The organism is Hymenobacter tibetensis (assembly GCF_022827545.1).
Taxonomy (GTDB): Bacteria; Bacteroidota; Bacteroidia; order Cytophagales; family Hymenobacteraceae; genus Hymenobacter; species Hymenobacter tibetensis.
In genome coordinates this window covers 1,390,812-1,407,456 of record NZ_CP094669.1, presented here as the reverse complement: position 1 = coordinate 1,407,456, position 16,645 = coordinate 1,390,812, and the positions used below count along the sequence as shown (strand labels likewise).

Here is a 16,645-nt window from a genome sequence, read left to right as displayed (position 1 = left end):
CTTCGACAAGCTCAGCATGACGTTCTTTTCTTGGCCTGATCTTATTCAGCCAGTACGCTACTAGCTTAACTCTTCCACTTTTTCCGCGGCTTTCGAGCGGAGCTGACGTACGGTGGCGCCGGTCTGCCACAACTCGGAGTCGCGCACTTCTTTGAGTTCAGTTTCCAGCTCCGAGCGGTAGTTGGGGGTAGAACCGCGCTGAATGGTGCGCTCGGCTTCTTTGCCAGAAGCTACGCTGTCGTATAGCTCGTTGAGGACGGGTAGGGTGGCTTCGCGGAAGCGGCCTTTCCAGTCGAGGGCGCCGCGCTGCGCGGTTACCGAGCAGTTGCTGAACATCCAGTCCATGCCGTTCTCACCTACCAGCGGCACGAGGCTTTGGGTGAGTTCTTCCACGGTTTCGTTGAAGGCTTCGGAAGGCGAGTGGCCGCGCTGGCGCAACACTTGGTACTGCGCTTCAATGATACCCGCCAAAGCGCCCATCAACACGCCCCGCTCACCGGTGAGGTCGGAGTATACTTCCTTCTTGAAGTCGGTTTCAAACAGGTAACCCGAACCTACACCAATGCCCATCGCCACTACTTTTTCATAGGCTTTACCCGTAGCATCTTGGTACACCGCAAACGATGAGTTGAGGCCACCACCGGCCACGAACAAGCGGCGCAGGCTGGTGCCGCTGCCCTTGGGCGCTACCAGAATCACGTCTACATCGGCGGGTGGGATGATGTTGGTTTGGTCGTTGAAGGTGATGCCGAAGCCGTGCGAGAAGTACAGCGTTTTGCCGGGTGTCAGCTTGGCTTTCAGCGTGGGCCACAGCGCAATTTGGCCGGCATCGGAGAGCAGGTTGCAGATGATGGTGCCGCGCTCCGCCGCTTCCTCAATCGAGAACAGCGTTTCGCCTTCCACCCAACCATCTTTCAGCGCCCGCTCCCACGACGGAGAATCTTCGCGCTGGCCAACAATGACGTTGAACCCGTTGTCGCGCATGTTGAGCGCCTGGCCGGGACCCTGCACCCCGTACCCGATTACGGCAATAGTTTCGTTTTTGAGAACGTCCAGCGCCTTTTCCAAAGGAAATTCCTCGCGGGTAACTACAGTTTCGTCTACTCCGCCAAAATTGATTTGTGCCATTTTGCTGTGGGCTATTAAGGGTGAATGTGTTGTTTTCTTTGTTGAATTAGCCGTTTCGATGCGGGCTGATCTACATCGTGAACACCTTGTCGCGGCTGTTGAGGTATTCGTTTTCGGCGGGCTCGGTGCTTGGCTCGCGGCGCTCGAACTCGCGGAGCTTGCTGTTGAATCCGTCGCTGGCTTTGATGATGGCGATGCGGGCGCTGCGCACAAACTCGATGAGGCCGTAGGGTTGCAGCACGCGGATGAGGTTGTCGGTTTCCTCTCGGTGGCCGGTGGTTTCAAACACGGTGTAATCCTTGCGGATCACCACGGCGCGGGCGCCGTTTTCGCGAAGCAACCGCTCCACAATGGCCTTCTCGGCAATGACATCGGTAGGCACTTTATAGAGCGCCATTTCCTGCCAAATCACGTCGGCGTTGGTGTTGTAATACACTTTCAACACTTCAATCTGCTTCTCGATTTGGCGGGCCAACTTGCCGACTACCTCCTCGGTTTCGTTGATGACGATGTTGAAGCGGTGAATGCCCTCGATTTCAGAAGGCGACACGTTGAGGCTCTCGATGTTGATTTTGCGGCGCGAGAAAATGATGGCAATGCGGTTCAGCAGCCCCACCTGGTTTTCCGTGTACGCCGTGATGTTGTATTCCTGCCGGTCGATGGATGCTTGCTGACTCATGATATGAAATTGTGAAAGGTGAAATTGTGAAGCCCTGATGGTGTAGCAGTTGCGTAGATGAAACGTTGTCATTCACAACTTCACCCTTCACAATTTCACCTTCGAGTTACCGCAGCCGGATTTCGGCTACGCTGCACCCTTGGGGCACCATGGGGAAGATGTTGTTCTCTTTCGATACCATGACTTCCAGCAGGAAAGAGCCGGGGTGCTCCAGCATCTGTTGCAGCGACTGCTTCAGTTCGGCGCGGGCTTCTACCCGCTTGCCGCTGATGCCATAGCCACTGGCTACGGTCACGTAGTCGGGGCTGGCAATATCCACGAAGGAGTAGCGCCGGTCGTTGAAGAGTTCCTGCCACTGCCGCACCATGCCGAGGAAGCGGTTGTTGAGGATGATGATTTTCACGTCGACGCCGGTTTGCATGATGGTACCGAGTTCCTGAATGGTCATCTGCACGCCTCCGTCGCCGATGATGGCCACCACCGGGCGGTGCGGCGTACCGAACTTGGCCCCGATGGCCGCCGGCAGCGCGAAACCCATGGTGCCGAGGCCGCCGCTGGTGATGTTGCTGCGGGTTTTGTTGAGCTTGGCGTAGCGGCAGGCCACCATCTGGTGCTGGCCTACATCGGTTACAATCACGGCCTCGCCTTCCGTCAGCTCGTTGAGTTGCTGGATGACTTCGCCCATGGTCATTTCCTCGCTGGTCGGGAACAGTTCCTCACGGATGACGGCGTCCACTTCCTGCTCCATGTGCACCCGGAACCGCTCGTGCCACTCGGGGTGCAGTTTGGCGTCAACCAGCGCGGTGAGGAGCGGCAGCGTCTCTTTGCAGTCGCCCCACACGGGCACCGTGGTAGCCACGTTCTTGTCGATTTCGGTGGGGTCGATGTCGAGGTGGATGACCTTGGCTTGCTTGGCGTACTTGTCGAGGCGGCCGGTTACTCGGTCGTCGAAACGCATACCAATGGCAATCAGCACGTCGCACTCGTTGGTGAGGACGTTGGGGCCATAGTTGCCGTGCATCCCGAGCATCCCCACGTTTAGGGGGTGGTCGGTGGGCAAGGCACCGGCCCCGAGGATGGTCCAGGCGGCCGGAATGCCGCTTTTCTCGATAAAGGCTTTGAACTCTTGCTCGGCCTTGCCCAATATCACGCCCTGGCCCCACAGCACAAATGGGCGCTTGGCTTGGTTGATAATCGCCGCGGCCTCGCGGATATATTCGGGTCGCACGATGGGCACGGGGCGGTAGCTACGGATGTGCGTGCAGGGCACGTACGGCGCGAAATCGTGCTTCTGCTGCTGTGCGTTCTTGGTGATGTCAATCAGCACCGGGCCGGGCCGGCCGCTGCGGGCAATGTAGAACGCCTTGGCCAGCGCCTCGGGGATTTCCTCGGCGTTGGTTACCTGGTAATTCCACTTGGTGATGGGGGTAGTGATGTTGATGATGTCGGTTTCCTGGAAAGCATCGGTGCCCAACAAGTGCGCGAACACCTGCCCCGTGATGCACACCAGCGGCGTGCTGTCAATCAGCGCATCAGCCAACCCTGTTACCAGGTTGGTAGCACCCGGCCCGGAGGTAGCAAACACCACTCCTACCTTGCCGGAAGAGCGCGCGTAGCCTTGCGCCGCATGGATGCCGCCTTGCTCGTGGCGCACCAGCACGTGGTTTAGCTGCTCTTTGAAGTCGTAGAGGGCATCGTAAATCGGGATGATGGCCCCGCCCGGATACCCGAAGATGGTATCCACGCCTTCCGCCAGCAGGGCCTGTAAGGTGGCCACCGCGCCGGTCATGGTTTCCGTTTCCGGCTGTACCGCCGTGGCGGTAAACTCAGGCAGGGTTTGCGCTGATTGCTCGTTCGTTAACATAGCTTTCGTCTAAGTCGGTGATACAGCCGTGACTGGCGTCGCTGACCGTGCGGATATATTTGAGGAGTACTCCTTGCGTGGCGTTGGGGCGCGGACGTTGCCACTGGCTGCGGCGCAAGTCCAGCAGCGCGGGCTCTAGCTGCACGTCCATGGTGTTGGTGCTGGCGTCGAGCACCACCCAATCGCCATCTTCCACCAGGGCAATCGGGCCACCGTCGTAGGCCTCGGGGCAGACGTGGCCGATAACGAAGCCGTGCGTGCCACCCGAAAACCGCCCGTCGGTAATCAAGGCCACTTTGTCGCCGAGGCCGGCGCCGATGATGGCGGAAGTTGGTTTCAGCATTTCCGGCATGCCGGGTCCGCCTTTCGGCCCCACGTAGCGAATCACCACCACGTTGCCGGCCTTGATTTTGCCTTGCACGATGCCCTCGTTGAGTTCTTCTTCGGAGTTGAACACGACAGCCGGCCCTTCAAACCGCAAGCCTTCTTTGCCGGTGATTTTGGCCACGGCGCCTTTCGGGGCCAGGTTGCCGTAGAGAATCTGGATGTGGCCGTCGGCTTTGATGGGGTTACTGAGCGGACGGAGCAGGTCTTGCTCGGCACCGAGCGGCTTCACATCCGCTAGGTTTTCGGCTAGCGTTTGGCCGGTTACGGTCAGCAGGTCGCCTTGGAGCAGGCCGGCATCGAGCAGGGTGCGCATCACGGCGGGCACGCCGCCTAGCGCCGCTAGGTCTTCCATGAGGTACTTGCCGCTCGGCTTGAGGTCGGCCAGCACCGGCACCCGGTTGCTGACTTCCTGGAAGTCTTCCATGGTGAGGTGCACGCCGGCCGCGTGGGCAATGGCAATCAGGTGCAGCACTGCGTTGGTCGAGCCGCCGAGCACCGTAATCATCACCAACGCATTCTCGAAGGCCTCGCGCACCAGAATGTCGCGGGGCTTGATGTCGCGCTCCAGCAGGCGCCGCAGGTACACCCCGGTATCCAGGCACTCCTGGTTTTTCTCGGTACTCACCGCCGGCGACGACGATGAGAACGGCACGCTCATGCCCAACACCTCGATGGCCGACGCCATGGTATTGGCCGTGTACATCCCCCCGCAAGCACCCGGACCAGGGCAGGCGTTGTGGATGATGCCTTTGTAATCCTCATCAGAAATCTGCCCTTGCAGCTTCTTGCCGTACGCCTCGAAGCACGACACGATGTTGAGCTGCTGCCCCTTGAAGTGGCCGCCCTTAATCGTGCCGCCATACACCATCAGCGAAGGCCGGTTCAGGCGCGCCATGGCAATCAGGGCACCCGGCATGTTCTTGTCGCAGCCCACCACCGTGGCAATGGCGTCGTAGTTGTGCGCGCCGGCCATGGCCTCAATGGAATCAGCAATGATTTCGCGCGACACCAGCGAGAAGCGCATGCCCGGCGTACCGTTCGTGATGCCGTCGCTGACCCCAATGGTATTGAACCGCAGCCCCACCAAGCCCTGCGCCTGCACGCCTAGCTTCACCCCATCGGCCAGGCCGTCGAGGTGCATATTGCAGGTGTTGCCCTCGAAGCCGGTGGAGCAGATGCCCACGAACGGCTTGCGCAAGTCTTCGTCCGACAAACCGGAGCCAATCAGCATGGCTTGGGAAGCCGGCAGGCTGTCGTCTTGGGTGTAGATGCGGCTGTACTTATTGAGAATCATTTTCAGAGCGTAGATCAGGAATGGAAATGCGGACGGAGAGCGGTGCGGTGGTCGGAATGGTGCGCTAGGCTTTCACTTCAAGGTTTTGGCTGTGGGCTACCGATTGGCCGGTTACTAGGGCGTGGTAGCGCTCGGCTAGCACATGGCCGAGGGTATCTTGGTAAGGCGTGCTGAACACCAAGTCGTCGATGGAAGTGATGCCAATTACTTCCGCAGCAGTGCCGGTGAAGAAGGCGCCGGTTGCGCCTTGCAGCTCGTCGGGGGTGAAGAACTTTTCGGTGACTTTGATGCCGGCTTCGCGGGCCAAATCGATGATGGTGTTGCGGGTGATGCCGCGCAGGATGCTGCCGGGAGGTGCGGTGAACAGTTCACCGTCTTTCTCGAAGAAGAAGTTGGCGCCGGGTCCTTCGGCCACGAAGCCGTTCATGTCCAGCAGCAAAGCTTCATCGAAGCCGCGGCCGCGGGCTTCCGAGCTGGCAATGATGGAGTTGACGTAGTGGCCCGACACTTTGGCCTCGATGGGCACGGCCTTAGGGTTGGGGCGCTGGTAGGGCGAAATGCTGAGGCGCAGGCATTGGTCGCCGAGGTATTTGCCCCAATCCCACACGGCAATCATCAGGTTGCTGGTGCTGGCGTGCTTGAGGGTCATGTTGGGCGTGCCGGCGTACACCAGCGGCCGGATGTAGGCATCCGACAGGTTGTTGAGTTCGAGCAGCCGGTAGGTGATTTCCGTCATCTCCTCGATGGAGTAAGACAGCGGCAACCCCACCGACTTGCAGGAATATTGCAGCCGCTCGTAGTGCTCCTTGGCCTTGAAAATCTGCGTGCCCGCCGGTGTAGCATACGACCGAATGCCTTCAAAAACAGCATAGCCATAGTGCAGCGACTGCGCATACGAGCTAACCTGCGCTTGATCGGCTTTCACGAACTCGCCGTCTACAAAAGCGAGGGTGTCGGGATTGAAATACATGCGTGTGGAACTTGAGAAGAAGAGAAGCCAAAAGAAAAGCCTTCCTGAGCGCGGGGCTTAGAAAGGCTTTTGTCGAGATACAAAAAGCTGTTCCTATGCGCCCGCGAGGCAAGGAATAATCACTATAATCACCAATAGCAGGTTCTTATGCATGGGGTCGGCGGGGTCGTCGTGTTGGGCGCAGGCGCAGCATGACGGGCTTTTGAAGCGTTAGATAATCGTGCTAGCGCCGATTTCCACGTTGTTTTTGTTCCACTGCTTCTCGTTGGAATCAGCAATCCAGAAGGCGATGTAGCTGCCTACTTCTTCAGTGCTGTACGGAGCATTGGGGCTGAGTTCTTGGGTCAGGATGCCGTTGTGCAGGGCTTCGTCCACGGCCTCGCGCACCATGGCGGCTTCCGTGTTCAAATCCAAGTGCTCCAGCAACATAGCGGCCGATAGAATAGCGGCAATGGGGTTGGCAATGCCTTTGCCCTTCGCCTGCGGATACGAACCGTGAATGGGCTCGAACAAGGCCACTTCCGCGCCTACCGAAGCCGAGGGCAACAAGCCCATCGAACCGGCAATGACGGAGGCTTCGTCGGAAATGATGTCGCCGAACATGTTCTCGGTCAGAATCACGTCGAACTGCGTGGGGTTCAGGATAATCTGCATGGCGGCGTTGTCCACGAACAGGTAATCCACCTCCACCTCGGGGTATTGGGCGGCCATTTCGCGGACCACTTCGCGCCAGAGCCGGGAGGTTTCCAGCACGTTGGCCTTGTCAACCAGCGTCAGCTTTTGGCGGCGGCCCGCAGCGGCTTTGAAGGCGAGGTGTGCGATGCGCAGAATCTCGTCGCGGCTGTAGGTGCAGTGGTCGTAGGCACTGGTACCGTCGGCGGTGCGGCCTTTCTCCCCGAAGTAGATGCCGCCGGTTAGCTCGCGGAAGATGACCATGTCGGTGCCCTGAATCCGCTCCCGCTTCAGGGGCGAGTGGTTCAGCAGCACGTCGTAAGCCGTTACGGGGCGAATGTTAGCGTACAAGCCCAACGACTTGCGCAGGCGCAGCAAACCCTGTTCGGGGCGCACCTTGGCGGAGGGGTCGTTGTCGTATTTCGGGTCGCCGATGGCACCTAGCAGAACGGCGTCGGCCTCGCGGCAGGCAGTGAGGGTGGCTTCGGGCAGCGGGTCGCCGGTGGCATCGATGGCGCACGCGCCCATCAGATGGTTGCGCATCTCGAACCGATGGCCGAAACGCTCGGCTACGGCCTGTAGCACCTTCACCGCCTGTCTACACACCTCCGGCCCGATACCGTCGCCGGGCAATACCGCTATTTTCTTGCTTACCATGCCCATGTTCTGCTTTGTTCGTAGGCTTCGATGGCCTGTTTCTGACTTACTAGAAAATCGATGTCGTCGTACCCATTAATCAGGCATTCCTTCTTGTAGGGGTCGATATCGAAGTGAATTGTTTGGTTGGTGGCCGGCACGTGCAAGGTCTGCTCGGGCAGGTTCACCACAAATTGGGTGTTGGCGTTCTGCTCCACTAGGGCAAACAGGTTGCTTAGTTCGGCGTCGGTTACTTGCAGCGGCAACAGGCCGGTATTCAAGGCGTTGCCGCGGAAGATGTCGGCGAAGTAGCTGGAAATCACCAACCGGAAACCGGCATCATACAGGGCCCACGCGGCGTGCTCCCGACTGGAACCGCAACCGAAGTTTTTGCCGGCCAACAGAATCTGGCCGCTGTAGCGCGCGTCGTTGAGCACGAAGTCGGGCTTCGGCGTTCCGTTGGCGTTGCAGCGCCAGTCACGAAACAGGTTCTCGCCGAAGCCCTCCCTCGTGGTGGCTTTCAGGAAACGGGCCGGAATAATCTGGTCCGTGTCGATGTTTTCGAGTGGCAGCGGCACCGCGCTGGAGTGTAGGGTCTGAAACTTTTCCATGGCTGTCGGCGGCGCTTAGTTTAAGTACTGCGTGATGTCGACAATGCGGCCTTGCACGGCCGTGATGGCCGCTACCAGCGGCGATGCCAGCAACGTGCGCGAGCCCGGCCCTTGGCGGCCTTCGAAGTTGCGGTTGGACGTGGCCACGCAGTACGCGCCAGCCGGAATCTTGTCCTCATTCATGGCCAGGCAAGCACTGCAACCAGGCTCGCGTAGCTCGAAACCAGCTTCGGCCAGAATCTTGTCTAAGCCCTCGGAAATGGCTTGCTGCTCGACTTGCTTGGAACCGGGTACGATGATGGCCTCCACGTGCTTGGCTTTCTGCTTGCCTTGCACATAGGCCGCCACCGCCCGCAAATCCTCGATGCGCGAGTTGGTGCAGCTGCCGATGAACACGTAGTTGATTTCCTTACCCAACAACGACTCACCGCGCTGGAATCCCATGTAGGCCAGTGACTTATCGAAGCTCTCAGACTCGCTGGCAGCTACCTCGCTTGGGATGTTGCCGTTCAAGGCAATGCCCATCCCGGGGTTGGTACCGTAGGTTATCATCGGGGCAATGTCGCGGGCGCTGAAGTGGTGTTCGGCGTCGAACACCGTATCGTCGTCGGAATACAGGGTTTTCCAGTAGGCTACTGCCTGCTCCCACACAATGCCCTTCGGGGCGTAGGCGCGGCCTTCGACATAGGCAAACGTAGTAGCATCGGGGGCAATAAGGCCGCCGCGCGCCCCCATTTCGATGCTCATGTTGCAGACCGTCATCCGGCCTTCCATGCTCAGGCCGCGCACAGCACTACCCGCGTATTCAACAAAATAGCCCGTGGCACCACCGGTACCGAGCTGCGAGATAATATAGAGAATCAGGTCTTTAGCCGTCACGCCGCGGCGCAACTCGCCATCCACAGTGATGCGCATGCGCTTCGGGCGGCTCAGCAGCAAGCACTGGGTAGCCATTACCTGCGCCACCTGGCTGGTACCGATACCGAACGCCACTGCGCCAAATGCGCCGTGCGTAGAGGTGTGGCTGTCGCCGCACACGATGGTAGCGCCGGGCAACGTCAAACCCAATTCCGGCCCGATTACGTGCACGATGCCCTGGCGGGCGTGGCCCAAGCCATACAGCTCTACGCCGTACTTTTCGCAGTTCGCAGTCAACTTATCCACCTGCGAGCGAGACAGCGGCTCCTCGATGGGGAGGTGCTGGTTGCGCGTCGGAACGTTGTGGTCGGCGGTAGCCAAGATGCGGTTGGGGCGGTAGAGCGGCAGGTTGCGGGCTTCGAGTTCGTCGAAGGCCTGCGGGCTGGTTACCTCATGAATCAGGTGCCGGTCGATGTACACGATATCCAAGCCGCCTGGCGCGGTTTTTACCACGTGCGCATCCCAAATTTTATCAAATAAGGACTTGGCCATGTTAGTTGACTGCTACCAGTTTTTCCTGTTCTACCAAGGCGTGCAAATCCTCGTCCACCACCTCCCGCTTGCGGTCGGCTAGTTGGAGGAAGCAGGCGTAGGCTTTGTTGAGCGTGATTTTCTCGAAGTCGTACCCGATTTTCTGGAGCCGATAGGCCAGCGCCGCACGGCCCGAACGCGCTGTGAGCACAATCGAAGAATCGGCGACGCCCACTTCTTTGGGGTCGATGATTTCGTAGGTTTCGCGGTGCTTGATGATGCCGTCTTGGTGGATGCCGCTGGAATGCGAAAACGCATTGGAACCCACAATCGCCTTGTTGGGCTGTACCGGCATAGTCATCAGGTGCGACACCATGGCGGAAGTTTCGGCTAGCAGGCGGGTGTTAATGCGGGTATCGAGGTTGAGGTATGGGTGCTGACGCAAGATCATCACCACTTCCTCCAGCGCCGTATTACCGGCCCGCTCCCCTACCCCGTTGATGGTGCATTCAATCTGACGGGCACCGTTCATCACGCCGGCAATAGAGTTGGCCGTGGCCAGCCCCAAATCATTGTGGCAGTGCGTAGAGAGCCGCACATTTTCAATGCCCCGCACATTTTCCTGGAGGAACTTGATTTTGGCACCGTACTCCTGCGGCAAGCAGTAACCAGTGGTATCGGGGATGTTGAGGACGGTAGCACCGGCCTTAATAACCGCCTCGCACACGCGGGCTAGAAACTCGTTGTCGGTACGGCCAGCGTCTTCGGCGTAAAATTCCACATCTTCCACGAAGCTTTTAGCGAGCTTTACCGCGGCAACAGCACGTTCTAGTACGTCTTCGCGGGTGGTACAGAGCTTGTGCAGGATGTGCACGTCGGAAGTACCGATGCCGGTGTGGATGCGTGGGTAACGGGCCTTTTGCAGCGCCTCGGCAGCTACCCGGATGTCGTTTTCAACGGCGCGGGACAGGCCGCATACGGTAGCCTCGCGGGTTTGAGCGGCTATGGCTTGCACGGCGGCAAAGTCGCCGGGGCTGGAAACGGGAAAACCGGCCTCAATTACATCGACGCCGAGTAGTTCTAGCTGTCGAGCAATAACAAGTTTCTCTTCCCTGTTTAGCTTGCAGCCCGGCACTTGTTCGCCGTCGCGGAGCGTAGTATCAAAGATTTGTATTTGCTGATGCGCCATGCTACAATAGTCTTGTAAACAGCCTTGTCAACTGGAACGAGGTGTTGATTATTGATCTAAGTACCGTGTTCTATCTCCCCTTGTAAACTGCTCTTTGTCTAGTTCTACTATTTCCAACTTCTCTTCTATCGAATTCAACTATCTATTTATCAGTAGCTTAATGAATAACTTCTTACGATGCCCAACCGAAGTACAGAGCCCATTTTTCAGTTAATAAAGTCTCTTACCCGCTCCGAAAAGCGCCATTTCCGGCTTTTTACCAACCGGCAAGGTTCCTCCGAAGACCTGAAGTTCCTTCAACTTTTCGACGCCTTGGAGGCGCTAGAATCCTATGATGAGACGCAGATACTCGTGCAGGTCCCGACGCTCAAGCGGGTGCAGCTCGCCAACCTGAAAGCCAACCTCTATAAGCAGCTCCTCTCCAGCCTGCGGGTCTACCACGCCGGCCAGAACCCCGACATTCAACTGCACGAGCAGCTCGATTATGCGCGGGTGCTCTACAACAAGGGCTTCTACCAGCAAAGCCTACGCATGCTGGAGAAGGTGAAAGTGGCCGCTCGGCAGGTGGAAATGCCGCACATCGTGCTGCTGGCGCTAGATTTCGAGAAGCTCATCGAAAGCCAGTACATCACGCGCAGCATAAAAGACCGCGCCGAAACCCTGGCAACCGAGGCCGTAGACACGGTCGAGCATTTGGGCAAAATGCACGCGCTTTCCAATGCCTCCCTGCGGCTCTATGGGCTGTACCTGAAAGCCGGCCACGCCCGCAACCGCGCCGACCATGAGCAGATTACCGCTTTCTTCCGGGAAAACCTGCCACCCTTCGAGGACAGCAAAGGCGGCTTTTTCGAGAAGCTGTATTTCTACCAAGCGCACGTGTGGTACTACACGCTCAACCAGGATTTCCGGGCTTGCTACCGCTATGCGCAGAAGTGGGTGGATTTGTTTGAGCAGGCCCCGCACATGAAAGATTTGCAGGCCATGCTTTACATCAAGGGCCTACACAACCTGCTGGCCACGCTCTACAATATGCTGTACTACAGCAAGTTCATGGAGGTGCTGAAAACGCTGGAAGAATTTGCTGCCAACCAAACCCGGCGCAGCAGCCCCAACACCGAGATTCTGCTGTTTCAGTACATCTATACCAACAAGATCAACGCCTATTTCTTGGAAGGCCGCTTTACCGAAGGCCTGGAAATCATTCCGGAGTTGTTGGAGAACCTGGAACACTACAAGTCGCAGTTGGATATGCACCGCACATTGGTGTTCTATTATAAGATAGCCAGCCTCTACTTTGGCAGTGGCCAATACCAGAAGGCCATTGAGTATTTGAACCTCATCATTCAGCACAAAGACCTGAGTTTGCGCGAAGATTTGCAGTGCTTCGCCCGTATCCTTAACCTGATTGCGCACTACGAAGCCGGCGAAGATGCCAGCTTGGAATATCAGGTACGGTCTGTTTACCGCTTCTTGGGCATGATGAACGACCAACAACCTATGCAGGTGGAAATTTTTCGGTTTCTGCGCAACGTCGGCAACATTGCGCCACATCAAGTGCGTGAGGCGTTTGTTGCGCTCCGCGAGAAGTTGATTGTTATAGCGGCTAATCCATTCGAAAACCGGCCCTTCCTGTACCTAGACATCGTTTCGTGGCTGGATAGCAAGATCAACAACACACCGGTGCAGGAAGTGATGAGGCGCAAATTTCTGCAGATGAAGTAATGCCCATTGATAGCCAAGCGGGTAGCCACTCTCCGTTTGAGCTTCCCGACGAACGCCCTAGTGAACAAACGGCTTGCATCAACGGAAAACCGTGGCAGTTTTGCAACCACGTTCAGACAACCCTATTTACAGCAGTAGCATCTTTATAGTGTTAAGAGGGTCCAATGTCTATCCGCAAACTGCTCACGCTTTTACTTGCCCTATTGCTATTCACAGCCGTGAGTGGCCAGGCTCAGAGCCGCCGAGCAGCTGATCCGCCGCTTCCCGAAACGGAGTATAAAGAGGTAACCGTAAGCGTTACGCTGCCCAAGGCGGTCAATGTTGTTCGTGATTACGGTAAGATTCTGCTTTCTCGCAACAGCGAGGAAGGCAAGCTGACTCGACTCAGCAAGCGCTTGAAAGACAAAACCGATAAGCCGGTGGTAGAAATGACGGTGGAAGTGCCAAAAAATTGGCTCACCCGAAAGCTGGGCTTGACAGAATAGCATCTATACCTACTGTAGCTCTCTATAACGTGCTATTTGTCAGCTTCAAACAGAGGTCTTGACAGCGCTGTACCGTGGAGCTTATATAGTGAAAGGGCGCTTGCTATTTCTGGGTTTCGCTACGAATAACAGCTGCTGGATGTTGCAAAATAATGGGATGAAATATACTTTTTCGCTTAGCGTGTGTATGTTTGGACCCTATGAAAACCATCCTACTCTCGTTCTGTCTGCTTGCCGGCAGCGTGGCGCAGGCCCAGCTAGCCCCCAGCAAAGCACCATCAGCGGCGGATAGTCTTCTTCCGCAAGTAACCAAGCAAGGCGTCGTACAAGTGCCTGGTGTTTCCCGCACTGCCTTGCAAAACCGCGCCAAAACGTGGTTTGCCGCTCACTTCATCGACGCCGAAAATCCGCTGATGCTTACCAATACGGCGGCTGGTTCGCTGGTTGGCAAAGGCTCCACCCGCGTGAAGTGGAATGCTGGGGCGCCAGGCCGTAGCCACCGCGTTTGGTTTGTATTCACGCTCGAAGCCCAAGATGGCCAGTATCAGTACCGGCTCACTGACTTGCCCAACCAGCAAGATACGCTGACCTTGGTGCAAGCCACGCACGTTGTGCAGAAGGCACCCGTGGTAACGGTACAGCCACGTCCTCAAAAAGTCGTTCCGAAAGCCTCGAGAACTTCTTCTGTTGTCAAGAAGCAGCCTGCACCTATTTTGAATCCCTATGCCGCCGCTGTGCAGGAGCAAATGGGCGAAATAGTGAAGTCGTTGACGACGGCCTTGGCCACTGCCTCAGAACAAGACTGGTAACACCTACTCCGCATGGCACGCTTAGGCAGGCAGCCTCTTAGTAGACAGGCAAGTGTAGCTAGCCAATTAGTAAGGTGCTTCTGGGCCTTGCTTTAAGGTCGAGCTACAACCCCCCTCTGGAAAAGCGAGTACAAGTACGGAAGCTACTGGCTTTGCAGCTAGGGCAGTTTTTACTGTAAAAACGCACGGTATGTCCGACCAGCCTTACTCCTCCCTTCACCTCTGCTTTCCGCACATCCGCTGGATGGTGGAAGAAGCTTTCCAGGAATGGCAGCAAGCTTCGTTAACCCAAACCAACCAGAGCCGACCTGCCAAAGCCGGCTTGAAAAGCGCTGCGCCCTTGCTGCACGTGCGCAAAACGGATGAGCCAGCGGCCACGCCCAAACAAGCCACCCGCGCTGAGCAACGGTATCGGCGGCGCTGAAATGTGAGGAGAAGGCCAAGCGTAGTGCTTGCGCACACAAAGCAAGCAGAACCCCATAAAAAAAGCCCCGACGATGTCGGGGCTTTTCACGTAAAGCAGTTTCGGGTTTAGCGTACGAAAAAGCCCTTGGCTTCCCAGGCCTTTACATTCTGGGTGCGCACGAAGCGCGTTTCAACATGGCCCCAAGCATCCTGCTTGTACATGACCGTTTTGCCTTCCTCACGCGAGTGTAGCGCAAGAAGCTGATCGGCATGAGAGACAGGAGGCGCAGCGGTTTCGCTGGCTTTGCGGGGACGAGGGCGTTTTGTGGGTGTCGACATAATGAAGCAACGCGAAGAGCGATTAAAAGGGTTCGTGCTGTAGTGGTGCCGCAGCACGAACATTGTCCGAGAGGCTCTTTACGTCGTCGGGCACCACGAAGGTAACTCTATGTTCTTAGTCTACCACTATGACCTACTGGGGCTTGGCTGCGGCGGTAGCCGTAGGTAAGGTCTTGCGTGGCAGTTTCTGGTCGCGCGTGGCAGCGTGGTACACAAACGAAGCCACTACTACGGAGGCCTGTTTCAGGTCTTCGGGCAGCAACCGGTCGTAGGTGTCTTGGTTGGTGTGGTGGGTGCGGGTGCCGTAGTCGAGTGGGTCCTGAATGAACTGGAAGCCGGGCAGCCCCACTGCGTCGAATGATAAGTGGTCGGTGCCACCGGTGTTGCGGGGCGTGACGGTGGTAGCACCCAGGTCGGCAAATGGCTGGAGCCACGCGGTGAAGATGGGCGCTACGGCTTCGTTGCTTTGCTGGTAGATACCGCGGATTTTGCCGCCACCATTATCTAGGTTGAAGTAGGCCGCCAGTTTCTCATGCTCGGGCAATAGTTTCATGGTAGCGGGGTCGGCGAAGTGGTTTTTCACGTAGTTGCGCGAGCCGAACAAGCCCTGCTCTTCGGCACTCCACAAGGCAATTCGAATGGTACGGCGCGGCTTCAAGCCACTGGCTTTCAGGATGCGAACCGCCTCCATCATGACGGCGCACCCGGCGGCGTTGTCGGTGGCGCCGGTGGCAGCATGCCAGGAGTCGAGGTGGCCACCCAGCATCACGATTTCACTTTTCAGCTTTTTGTCGGTGCCCGGAATTTCAGCTATAACATTGTAGCTTTTTAGGTCCTGGGTCTGGAAACGGGTTTTGGTTTCCATCTCCACTTCCACCGGCACACCCGCCTCTACCAAGCGAATGATACGCAACTGGTCTTCGGGCGACATTTCTATTTCGGGCAGTACGGGCTTGGCGTCGGGGGCGTAAGGCGCGCCGTTCGAAGTGAAGAACGTGCCTTGCGAACCACCACGGGTGCTTAGCACGGCGGCGGCCCCTTCAGCCATCATCATCTCTCCCATCTTGGTGCGCAGCGCTAGGCGGGCCCGGTAAGTGGCCATCCGGTCAGCTTCGGAAGTGGCTGGGGTGCCAGCGGCAGCGGGGCGGGCGGGGGCGGCACCAGCGGCCATTGTCTTCAGCTCCTCGTCGGTGTAGCGTTTGGCGTCGGGCTCGAATCCTTCTTTCGGGGGCGTGGCCACTTCCGTCACCACTATTTTGTCGCGCAGCTGGCCTTTAAACTTGTCTAGCTCCGCCTCGGTGGTGGCTTTCACATACACCACTTGCTTTTTCACGGTGCCGCTGGTGCTGGGCGTCCAGGCTTTGGGGGCCCCGATCATGGTGTGGTAGTACGGCGCCGTCATGGCTACGTACGATTTTTCAATGTCCCAGCCACGGCCAAATTCGCCCCACGGCTCCAGGTTGGCATTGGTAAGGCCATATTGGGTGAGGCGGGTTTTGGTCCAGTCGTAGGCGCGTTTCAAGCCGTCGGAGCCTGCCAGGCGGGGGCCGCACACATCGGTGAGGTAGAAAGCCGTTTCCATCACCTTGGAGCGGTTGAAACCTTCATCCTTTATTTTGGCAATAGCAGCTTGATCTACCTTTTCGGCAGCTTGTTGGGCAAGCGCGGGAGCCGCCAGCGCAAAACCAGCGGATAGAGTGAGGAGTCGTAGTGAGTTCATAGAAGGTTGTTTGTGAGAGAGTCTTTGAAAGCTAAAGTACCAGCAATTCGTATTTCGTTGCGTTGAGTGCTGCATTCTACCTATTTAAAATAGGATTGCTGCTTAACTAAAAAAGTTTTCGCTGTAAGCACCCCAATCGATATGCAAGAAACAGATGATGCTGGCTGTGCTCTGCAGTACTCATTCTATGTAATTAAACCAGGATGCTATGTTGTAGAAGGTGCACCTGTGTTATTGATAGCGCTATCAATTTTCGCTAACAAAAGCAGCTTTCTGCAAACAATTCGCAAGCTCTTGGCCAAGCAGCTTGAATTGCAATCGATTGACTCGACCTGCAACCCAGCGT

General features: G+C 57.2%; 15 protein-coding genes. 4 read left to right on the top strand and 11 right to left on the bottom strand.

The genetic code is table 11. The annotated features are described in order from the left end of the window. Positions 1 to 60: 60 nt before the first annotated feature. From ilvC to MTX78_RS05630, 9 genes are all read right to left on the bottom strand, one after another. Entirely contained in the window at positions 61 to 1,128 is a 1,068-nt protein-coding gene (ilvC, locus tag MTX78_RS05670; protein WP_243800700.1) for a ketol-acid reductoisomerase, read from the bottom strand. 70 nt (positions 1,129 to 1,198) lie between these two features. Beyond that, positions 1,199 to 1,807, bottom strand: coding sequence for an acetolactate synthase small subunit (gene ilvN, locus MTX78_RS05665; RefSeq protein WP_206986200.1), 609 nt, complete (start codon positions 1,805 to 1,807; stop codon positions 1,199 to 1,201). A 106-nt stretch (positions 1,808 to 1,913) separates the two neighbouring features. Next, a complete protein-coding gene (gene ilvB / locus MTX78_RS05660; RefSeq protein WP_243802813.1) occupies positions 1,914 to 3,596 on the bottom strand; it encodes a biosynthetic-type acetolactate synthase large subunit in 1,683 nt (560 codons plus the stop codon). 37 nt (positions 3,597 to 3,633) lie between these two features. Then, a complete protein-coding gene (ilvD, locus tag MTX78_RS05655) occupies positions 3,634 to 5,352 on the bottom strand; it encodes a dihydroxy-acid dehydratase (protein ID WP_243800698.1) in 1,719 nt (572 codons plus the stop codon). 64 nt (positions 5,353 to 5,416) lie between these two features. Further along, positions 5,417 to 6,322 (bottom strand): branched-chain amino acid transaminase, encoded by a 906-nt coding sequence (locus MTX78_RS05650; RefSeq protein ID WP_243800696.1) that lies wholly within the window; start codon positions 6,320 to 6,322, stop codon positions 5,417 to 5,419. Between the two features lie 210 nt (positions 6,323 to 6,532). Continuing rightward, positions 6,533 to 7,657, bottom strand: a complete 1,125-nt coding sequence (leuB, locus tag MTX78_RS05645) for a 3-isopropylmalate dehydrogenase (RefSeq protein ID WP_243800694.1) — start codon at positions 7,655 to 7,657, stop codon at positions 6,533 to 6,535. Beyond that, positions 7,645 to 8,241 carry a 3-isopropylmalate dehydratase small subunit gene (leuD, locus tag MTX78_RS05640; RefSeq protein WP_243800692.1) on the bottom strand — a complete coding sequence of 199 codons (597 nt, stop codon included), beginning with the start codon at positions 8,239 to 8,241 and terminating at the stop codon, positions 7,645 to 7,647. The genes leuB and leuD overlap by 13 nt, the downstream gene beginning before the upstream one ends. A 15-nt stretch (positions 8,242 to 8,256) precedes the next feature. Beyond that, a complete protein-coding gene (leuC, locus tag MTX78_RS05635) occupies positions 8,257 to 9,651 on the bottom strand; it encodes a 3-isopropylmalate dehydratase large subunit (RefSeq protein WP_243800690.1) in 1,395 nt (464 codons plus the stop codon). A gap of 1 nt (position 9,652) precedes the next feature. Then, entirely contained in the window at positions 9,653 to 10,819 is a 1,167-nt protein-coding gene (locus MTX78_RS05630; RefSeq protein ID WP_243800689.1) for a 2-isopropylmalate synthase, read from the bottom strand. A gap of 177 nt (positions 10,820 to 10,996) precedes the next feature. Here MTX78_RS05630 and MTX78_RS05625 point away from each other — a divergent pair, with 177 nt between their 5' ends. The 4 genes from MTX78_RS05625 to MTX78_RS05610 all read left to right on the top strand — a co-directional run bounded on the left by MTX78_RS05625 (position 10,997) and on the right by MTX78_RS05610 (position 14,259). Continuing rightward, entirely contained in the window at positions 10,997 to 12,541 is a 1,545-nt protein-coding gene (locus MTX78_RS05625; protein WP_243800687.1) for a hypothetical protein, read from the top strand. 164 nt (positions 12,542 to 12,705) lie between these two features. Continuing rightward, the gene (locus tag MTX78_RS05620) at positions 12,706 to 13,026 is read left to right on the top strand and encodes a hypothetical protein (protein WP_243800683.1); all 321 of its coding nucleotides are present in this window, start codon (positions 12,706 to 12,708) and stop codon (positions 13,024 to 13,026) included. Between the two features lie 200 nt (positions 13,027 to 13,226). Next, complete coding sequence (locus MTX78_RS05615; RefSeq protein WP_243800681.1) at positions 13,227 to 13,835, top strand: DUF4468 domain-containing protein; 609 nt, start codon at positions 13,227 to 13,229, stop codon at positions 13,833 to 13,835. Between the two features lie 190 nt (positions 13,836 to 14,025). Then, the gene (locus tag MTX78_RS05610; RefSeq protein ID WP_243800679.1) at positions 14,026 to 14,259 is read left to right on the top strand and encodes a hypothetical protein; all 234 of its coding nucleotides are present in this window, start codon (positions 14,026 to 14,028) and stop codon (positions 14,257 to 14,259) included. Positions 14,260 to 14,366: 107 nt separating this feature from the next. Here MTX78_RS05610 and MTX78_RS05605 read toward each other — a convergent pair whose 3' ends face one another. Beyond that, positions 14,367 to 14,579 (bottom strand): hypothetical protein, encoded by a 213-nt coding sequence (locus tag MTX78_RS05605; RefSeq protein ID WP_243800678.1) that lies wholly within the window; start codon positions 14,577 to 14,579, stop codon positions 14,367 to 14,369. Positions 14,580 to 14,712: 133 nt separating this feature from the next. Then, positions 14,713 to 16,299 (bottom strand): M28 family metallopeptidase, encoded by a 1,587-nt coding sequence (locus MTX78_RS05600; RefSeq protein ID WP_243800677.1) that lies wholly within the window; start codon positions 16,297 to 16,299, stop codon positions 14,713 to 14,715. Between the last annotated feature and the right edge of the window lie 346 nt (positions 16,300 to 16,645).